This is a genomic window from Bacillus sp. AFS077874 (genome assembly GCF_002566505.1).
Classification (GTDB): Bacteria; Bacillota; Bacilli; order Bacillales; family Bacillaceae_G; genus Gottfriedia.
Genome location: NZ_NUYF01000015.1, coordinates 1 through 6,735, shown reverse-complemented (window position 1 = coordinate 6,735; position 6,735 = coordinate 1). Strand labels below are relative to the sequence as shown.

At 29.6% G+C, this 6,735-nt stretch carries 6 protein-coding genes; 2 read left to right on the top strand and 4 right to left on the bottom strand.

Annotation, left to right across the window (positions count from 1 at the left end; genetic code table 11):
• Nucleotides 1–171 precede the first annotated feature (171 nt).
• Both COJ46_RS17585 and COJ46_RS17580 read right to left on the bottom strand, forming a co-directional pair.
• Complete coding sequence (locus COJ46_RS17585) at nucleotides 172–567, bottom strand: hypothetical protein (protein WP_097977956.1); 396 nt, start codon at nucleotides 565–567, stop codon at nucleotides 172–174.
• A gap of 434 nt (nucleotides 568–1,001) precedes the next feature.
• Nucleotides 1,002–1,298 carry a hypothetical protein gene (locus COJ46_RS17580; protein ID WP_097977958.1) on the bottom strand — a complete coding sequence of 99 codons (297 nt, stop codon included), beginning with the start codon at nucleotides 1,296–1,298 and terminating at the stop codon, nucleotides 1,002–1,004.
• 669 nt (nucleotides 1,299–1,967) lie between these two features.
• Between COJ46_RS17580 and COJ46_RS17575 the strand changes: the two genes are divergently transcribed.
• Nucleotides 1,968–3,869 carry an endonuclease MutS2 gene (locus tag COJ46_RS17575; RefSeq protein ID WP_097977960.1) on the top strand — a complete coding sequence of 634 codons (1,902 nt, stop codon included), beginning with the start codon at nucleotides 1,968–1,970 and terminating at the stop codon, nucleotides 3,867–3,869.
• Between the two features lie 171 nt (nucleotides 3,870–4,040).
• Nucleotides 4,041–4,754, top strand: coding sequence for a class I SAM-dependent methyltransferase (locus tag COJ46_RS17570; protein ID WP_097977962.1), 714 nt, complete (start codon nucleotides 4,041–4,043; stop codon nucleotides 4,752–4,754).
• A gap of 91 nt (nucleotides 4,755–4,845) precedes the next feature.
• Here the strand turns inward: COJ46_RS17570 and COJ46_RS17565 are convergent, their stop codons facing one another.
• Together COJ46_RS17565 and COJ46_RS17560 are read right to left on the bottom strand one after the other, a co-directional pair.
• On the bottom strand, nucleotides 4,846–5,712 hold the full coding sequence (locus COJ46_RS17565; RefSeq protein ID WP_097977963.1) for a phosphotransferase: 867 nt from the start codon (nucleotides 5,710–5,712) through the stop codon (nucleotides 4,846–4,848).
• 371 nt (nucleotides 5,713–6,083) lie between these two features.
• Nucleotides 6,084–6,584 (bottom strand): hypothetical protein, encoded by a 501-nt coding sequence (locus COJ46_RS17560; RefSeq protein ID WP_097977965.1) that lies wholly within the window; start codon nucleotides 6,582–6,584, stop codon nucleotides 6,084–6,086.
• Between the last annotated feature and the right edge of the window lie 151 nt (nucleotides 6,585–6,735).

The following is a 6,735-nucleotide window of genomic DNA, read 5'->3' as shown; positions in this document are numbered from 1 at the left end:
AGAGTAGAACGTCGCCTGGTTTACCAAAGTATCAGCTAATCAGCTGGTGCTTTTTTTATTTTGAATCGGTTTATTGTTGATATTTAACAAACCTAAAGGACTGTCAATTATTGATCTTTTAAATTCTTTGTACAAAATTTGATTACCAAGTACTGAAGAACCTAAATCTTGTCATTCAGAATTATCAATAATCGTAGGAATTGTATCAGATTGTTTAAAAACATAGGTTTCATTATCAATTTTCATTTTAAAAGTTCTTTCTTTTTTATCATAAATGATTTTCAAGTTATGAAACTTAGAACTGTTAATGACATACGTCGTATCTGTTTTCTGTGTATAAGTTCCTTTATCTGTCTCAGATTGATTATAATAATAAAATGAATGATGGTCCTCTTCACCAAATACTATTGTTGCAAATGGAAGTTTTTTGCTATGGTAAGTCCCTATTAAAGTTGACTCATCTAAATTCTGTATTTTTGGCATGTTTATAGCTAAAATAATAAATACAAAAACCAATAATAGAATAATACTTTTATCAACCCAATTTTTCTTTTCAACCTCAGGCATTACAATCTACACTCCTTCCCTACTTTAAAAATATTTAAATAGAAAAAGAACTATTCTAAATACAGAACTTCTGAAAAATCATTACTAGTGATTATTGGAATTATGAAATTGCTCAAACATATTAACATTAAAAACCATTAATAGATCATCCAAAAAATGATAATTTCATCATTAAGTAAATGTTCATATAATGTCCGTTTTCACTTTTGACCATTTTTTATTTCAACACTCTGCAAAAACTAATTCTATATAACAGTTCATTTTCTGTAACAATCACACGCATTATTACTTTACAAAGAGGCTGGTTTATCCACTTTTTTTAAAATAACGGTACTTATAGTATCTTTCCAGTAAATTTCATAATTTATCTCCTTTTCCTTATCAATAAACTCACATCCACCGCACTCTCTTTTCTTACCATGAAATTCACCAGATTAATTTAATAAAAATGTCTCCCCTCCGATCGTTCCGTGATTATAGCTAATCAAATAGTGTGAGTTTGACTTAATTAAATCTTTATCATATTTTCCTTTATATTTTAAAGTTGTTTGATATAAGATATCAGTTCCGACCAAAGTCATTTCGTGTAAAATTTCCCAGTTATTATCGGCTCCTTTAAAACTAACAGACTTTGTCCTAAATAAATGATTTGCAATTTCTCCGTGTACTGTAGTAATTGAGTTAAATAAGAACAATAAACTGAAAGTGAGATGAGCTATTGTATTTTTCATTTTAAATCTCCAGTTTTTATATTTAATATTCAATTAAATGATGTGTTTTTATACGATGATTAATTCTTATTAAACTAAATTTCTATTTGCTACAAATTTGGAATGGTCATTTATTACTTTTTACAATTGACTTACAGTGAATCTAAAACTTAAAGAAGAGTATTTACCTGAAGGGGAAAAAGTTGTAGAAAATTTATATTAATCACATATAGTAAATAGAGCATCTTTACTTTTCAATTTACACATAGTATGATGATTTCAATAAGTTAGATTTCAATGAACATAAGAACATAATAATAAATGAGGTGCATTTTGTGAGTGCGGTAGGTTCTAAATAGGAAAAAATTAAATGAAATAAATAGGATGAAAAAAAGGGGAATTTGTAGAATTCGTACCCTTAATTTTGTCATGTATTTATTTCAAACCTATGAAGATACCTACAATACTTTATAATGCGTGTAATGAATTTAGTTTGGCTATTCTGTAATAGCTTATTTAACTATATTTCAATTATAATTGCCTTGTAATGTGATTAAAGCTGCGGTATCTCCGCAGCTTTTTTTATATTTTTTCGGGTAAATCTTAATTCTATAATAATCTCATTGGAATCTAACGGGTAGGTATCTCCATTTATGATCGATAAAATCATATGAAAGAGGAGAATAAAAGTTGAATAATATAACATTTGAAAAATTACAATATAACGAGTTAAAAGAAATTGTAAAAACTTATTGTGTAAGTGGATTAGGTAAAAAACTGATCAATCAATTAGAACCTAGTAGCAATATAAAAGTAGTTAAAAATAGATTAAATGAGACAACTGAAGCTCGGGTAATATTAGATGCAGAAGGACATGTGCCATTTTTAGGTGTTTCTAACATTGAAAATCTTATTCAAAATCTTGAAAAGGGCATGATATTAGATCCGAGTGACTTAATCAGTGTTTCGGACTTTTTAAGAGGATGTAGAAGAATTAAAAAGTTTATGCAAGATAACCTATTTTTTGCTCCAATTCTCGCTTCATACGCAAACTCAATGAGTGAATTTATAACTATTGAAGATGAGGTTAACTTCTCAATTAAAGGAAACAGCGTTGATTCTGCGGCAAGTAAGGACCTTAAACGAATACGAAATAATATTGAATCAGTTGAAGAGAAAATTAAAGATCGTTTAAATAAGTTTTTAAGTAGTAGTGCTAATAAAATGTATATTCAAGACTTTTTTATAAGTAAGAAAGATGACCGATATACAATACCAATTAAAGCTTCTTTTAAGAAGCAAGTTCCTGGATCGATTATTGAAGTTTCTTCTAAAGGGGCAACAGTCTTTATTGAACCGAATACAGTAACTAAATTAAACAGTGAGTTAGCAAGCCTAAAGGCTGAAGAGGCAATGGAAGAATATCAAATTTTAGCTACTCTTTCAGGAATGATTTTAGAAAACATTTATGAAATAAATATAAATATGGAGTTAATTAGTCAATATGATATGGTGTTTGCTAAAGCTAAATTTAGCAAACATATTGGTGGAGTTGAGCCGAAATTAAATGACTTTGGATATATAAAGTTAGTTAATTGCAAACATCCACTATTAACAGGTAATGTAGTTCCTCTTAATTTTGAGATAGGAGAGAGTTATCGTAGTTTAATCATTACTGGACCTAATGCGGGTGGGAAGACAGTCATTCTGAAAACAATTGGTTTACTAACTTTAGCAACAATGTCAGGTTTCCATATTATTGGAGACACGGGGACTGAAATTGCTGTATTTGAAAAGATTTTTGTTGATATTGGTGACAATCAAAGTATAAAGAATGCACTAAGCACATTCTCATCACATATGAAAAACCTTTCCGATATTATGAGTGTTTCTAATAATAATACACTTTTACTATTCGATGAAATCGGAAGTGGTACGGAACCGAATGAAGGATCTGCACTAGCAATTTCTATATTAGAAGAATTTTACCTCATGGGATGTATTACAGTTGCAACTACCCATTATGGTGAAATTAAACGTTTTTCAGAAATGCATAGTGACTTTATGAATGCAGCAATGCGATTTAATAGTGAAACACTAGAACCAATGTATAAGTTAATTATCGGGAAATCAGGAGAAAGTAATGCTCTATGGATTTCTAAGAAAATGAATATTCGCGAAAATGTACTTCTAAGAGCGAAGGAATATATGGAAAATAAAGAATATCAATTAGAAAAAGTAAATGAAAGTGCAATAAGGAGACCAAAGATTGTCAAATTGAGATCTGAAGAAAAGGTTAACTATCGAAAAGGTGATCGAGTAAAATTATTAGACTATGATAACTTTGGAATTGTCTATAAAGAAATCGATAATTTCTACAATCTCATTGTTTTTTACAATGGCGAATTTTTGGAAGTGAATGAAAAACGAGTAACTTTAGAAGTAAAGGCAGCTGAACTTTATCCAGAAGGATATGACTTAGATGCATTATTTGTTGATTATGAGACAAGGAAATTACAGCACGATATTGATCGAGGTTCGAAAAAGGCACTACGAAAGATTCAAAAAGGAATGAGAAGTAACGGGGAGTGATATTACGGCTGTTTTCGATCAGCAAATTATTGCACTTTGTTTACAAACTAAAACATCAGCCCAAAAGCTGATGTTTTTGATTTAAGAAAAAATTCATTGTTTTCAAGAATACAAAACAAATTTAAGCTTATATGAATAGACTATACCAAACTACATGATTGGGGTCTTAATATGAGAAAATTTTCTTATATAGATTTAATCGCCACGTTAAATATAGAAGATGCACATCCAGGTGGGTTTGATTTAACAAAAAAAACATTAAGATTTCTTCCGCTGAATTCAGATAGCCAAGTTTTAGAGGTTGGATGCGGTTCGGGTAAAACTGCTAGCTATTTATATGAAACTTATAATTGCCCAATTACAACAATCGATATAAACAGTCGGATGCTGGCAAATGCACGAAAACGATTTAACAAAAAGAAAATTCCAGTTACTCTGCATCAAGCAAGTGCAGAAAACCTGCCTTTTAAAGATAATTCATTTGATATTATTATTTCGGAATCAGTAACAAGCTTCACAAATGTAGATAAATCAATACAAGAATATGTAAGAGTGTTAAAAAAAGGTGGATATTTTCTTGCTATAGAAATGACATCAGAGAGACCACTAACACTAAAAGAAGAAAGCGAAATAAAGGATGTTTATGGCATTTCAAAAGTAAAAACGGTAAGAGAGTGGGAACAAGCATTAATCAAAGGGGGCTTTAGAGATTATAAAATCCTTAAAGGAAATACAGTAATGAATACATCAACAAACTCAACTGATTCACTACCATTTCAAAAGTTGCCACCAGAGGGAATTGAATTACTTCATAGATTTCAAGAAATACTAGTGCGCTATAAAGATGTGTTAGGATACAGAGTATTTCTATGTAGAAAAAGATAGGCATAATAGCTTATCTTTTTTGTTTGAATTAACTCCAGCTTACCGGATTTGGATTAAATCCAAAGTATCAGACTGTTAATATTTTAAAATTTCACGTGGATTTAACCAAGCTAGTCCAATAATTCCAGGCTATTAAGTATTCGTCCAAATCATTTGGGTGATGTCTTATACATGTTGCTAACCTAAAATATAATCCAACCAATACGTTTTTATATATTATGTGAGAATCATTATTTTGTAAAAATTTCAAATGATTAACTGCAGTAGAAATTGTCTCTTTTGTTAGATTGTCTGGTGAAGAACAAAACGCATATATTAAATCATAAAGTGGATCTCCAAACACTGGAGTAGGATCAATAATGCCGCTTAACATGCCATTATTAAAGATAAAATTATGTATACCACAGTCACCGTGTAATAAAAAAGGTTCTCCTTGAAAAGTGATTAGATCTGAATTGTTTATAATAGAAAAGATAAGTGTATGATCTGGCTTTTCTAAATACGAATCTAAAATTTTAAAAGACTCTGTCATTCTACTCATAAGAAAATCTGACCATGAATTCGATAATTCATCTGCCCATCCCCAACCTGGAGCATTAGGGTAGGATTCATAATTATTTATTAACTGTTTAACAAGTAATATAAGTAATTCATTTTTGTCTTTCTTATCATAGTTTGCGCTACCTGGAATGAATGGATAAACTATATATTTAAATGTTTTTTCAGCAAATAGTAAATTGGGCAATATATCTACTTTGTTATAGAAATTAAGAAAATATGCTTCTGATTCTAGTACACGAGGATCATTTAATTTAACTATATATTTACTATCGTTTTTTATATTACTTAGAAGATATATACTGCTTGATGTTCCACCTGTTAGTTGAGTGTATTTAATTTCTTTTTTGTTAATTAAATTCATGTTTGATAAATCATTTATTACTGATTCTATTTGCATAAAATCCTCACCTTCATTATTAATAATGTACTTATTTAAGTATACTCTTATAAATTAACGGTCACCATGAGGATAGATTGGAAAATGCTTATTAATCTCTACTTTATTTATGATTAAAAATGTTTTGGAAAATATAAAGGCATATGTACATAAGAAAAGTATGAATATAATTATAATGACTTGAATGATTTTTTTCATAATGCTTTTATCCTTTAACTAATGAGAGGAAATTATTTTTGTATTAGTAATTAAAAGTATATTGAGGATGTTTCATGACCTTTTCACCCATAAAATAAAAGGGGGTCTCAAAAGTCAGCAATTGACCAAAGAGACAAACCCACAGTAATTGAATATAAGATTATATTGAGCTATTAAAAAAAGAATAATGCAGCTAATGCGACTCCTGCAACAAAACCAAGTGCAATTGAAATACCGAACCCACAGCCGAAGAATCCGCATCTAAATCCATCTCTGTCAAAATCTCTATCGTCTCTTCTTTCGTCTCTTCTATCAAATCTTCTATCAAACCTTCTGTCAAATCTTCTATCGAATCGATCATCAACTCGATCATCGAATCTATTGTCAAAGCGATTACCGAACATATTATCAAAACGATTTTCATTGCGGTTACTTCTATTTGAAAAATTTCTTTCTGAGAAATCTCTATTAGAATGGTTTCTGTTCATATTACTTCTATTGCGATTTGATGATCTATTAGAGTTCTGACGATTTTGATTTACTGGTTCAATAAAAACTCGATCTTCAGTTACTCTAGTAATACGTCCAACGTGCTCGTTTCCTTCTTTATCGAAAATGCGTACAACCTGCCCTCTAAAATTATTACATAATTGATGGGCTTCATTACATTGCATAACAATTCCTCCTTTTCTTGTACTAATCTATGGAAGAGGGATAGTTTGTGCTTGTACTTTTACCTAGTTGTACAATTAACTAATTAATTTGTTTGAAATTTACGTAAATTTATTTTTGTTAACTTTTTGTAAAAGAAATGCTTGCAATGAT

Bases quoted from the DNA above. Each gene is read 5' to 3' on its own strand.
- COJ46_RS17560 (WP_097977965.1), bottom strand. From the start codon at position 6,584: ATGCAATGTAATGAAGCCCATCAATTATGTAATAATTTTAGAGGGCAG.
- COJ46_RS17570 (WP_097977962.1), top strand. From the start codon at position 4,041: ATGAGAAAATTTTCTTATATAGATTTAATCGCCACGTTAAATATAGAA.
- COJ46_RS17565 (WP_097977963.1), bottom strand. From the start codon at position 5,712: ATGCAAATAGAATCAGTAATAAATGATTTATCAAACATGAATTTAATT.
- COJ46_RS17585 (WP_097977956.1), bottom strand. From the start codon at position 567: ATGCCTGAGGTTGAAAAGAAAAATTGGGTTGATAAAAGTATTATTCTA.
- COJ46_RS17580 (WP_097977958.1), bottom strand. From the start codon at position 1,298: ATGAAAAATACAATAGCTCATCTCACTTTCAGTTTATTGTTCTTATTT.